We start from the raw sequence: 709 nt of genomic DNA, 5'->3' as shown, positions 1-709 counted from the left end.
CGAATGGTTCAATCGGTGTGAAAAACAGTCCAACCGCAGAAGAAATCGAGCGTGCAGATGCCATCATCGTCGCATGTGACAAGCAAGTTGACATGAACCGCTTCGCTGGAAAACGCGTGGTTAAAACCAACGTAAAAGCCCCAATCCGCGATGCTCAAGGACTGATTAATGAAGCGTTAAACGCACCGACGTACCAAGCTGAGTCCAATGGCAATACGCAAGCATCGGTTGCCGACAAAGCTTCTCAAGCTCGTTCTGACTTATATCGCTACTTGATGAATGGCGTATCACACATGATCCCATTCGTCGTAACCGGTGGTCTGTTGATTGCCCTTGCTCTTGCTGTAGGCGGTCAGCCAAGTGAAGCGGGCATGGCGATTCCTGAAGGCAGCATGTGGAACCAAATCCTCAACGTCGGTGTGGTTGCCTTTACGCTGATGATCCCAATACTTGCCGGTTACATTGCTTACGCGATTGCTGACCGCCCAGCTCTAGCTCCTGGCTTGATCGGTGGTTGGATTGCAAACAACGGTTCTTTCTACGGCGCAGACGCTGGTACAGGCTTTATCGGTGCCATCATCGCAGGTCTGCTTGTGGGTTACTTCGTGAAGTGGATTACGTCGATTAACTACCACAAATTCATCCAACCTTTGGTGCCAATCATGATCGCACCAATCACAGGTTCGCTATTCATCGCTGGTCTATTCAT

General features: G+C 50.1%; 1 protein-coding gene. It reads left to right on the top strand.

The window, feature by feature from the left end; translation table 11 throughout:
• Positions 1–709 (top strand): PTS transporter subunit EIIC (locus tag R7Q48_RS27385; protein WP_318133409.1); only part of this gene is annotated, 709 nt, incomplete at both ends.

It is taken from the genome of Vibrio sp. 378 (genome assembly GCF_033339435.1).
The sequence above is the reverse complement of the archived record's forward strand: the minus strand, read 5'-3'. Positions and strand labels throughout refer to the sequence as shown.